This window comes from Polaromonas sp. P1_G2, assembly GCF_056405515.1.
Genome location: NZ_JBFUBY010001648.1, coordinates 1 through 373, shown reverse-complemented (window position 1 = coordinate 373; position 373 = coordinate 1). Strand labels below are relative to the sequence as shown.

Here is a 373-nt window from a genome sequence, read left to right as displayed (position 1 = left end):
AAGTATGCTGGACAAATCACGGGGTCCGGCGGACAATTTCGACAGAGAGACTGACGTCTCGGGGTTTGGGGAGGCGATCCAATGGCCCAAGTGCAGGTAACGAGCGGCCCGACGCTTGTGAGTGAAGGTCCAATCAAGACATTTCTGAGGGCGACGGAAGTCGATATGCGCATGCTGGGCATGATCGCAGCGCTGATCGTCATCTGGCTCGGCTTTGACCTCTACGGCTATATCTTTAACGGCTTCGGCGCCTTTATCACCTACCGCAATCTCTGGAACCTCTCGGTCCAGACCTCTTCGATCACCGTCATGGCGACGGGCATGGTGTTGATCATCGTCACGCGCAACATCGACCTGTCGGTCGGTTCCATGC

The 373-nt window shown here is 56.6% G+C and carries 1 pseudogene; it reads left to right on the top strand.

The features are described from left to right. Positions 1-165: 165 nt before the first annotated feature. Positions 166-373, top strand: a pseudogene (locus AC1D0P_RS31955) (sugar ABC transporter permease); the annotation flags it as partial.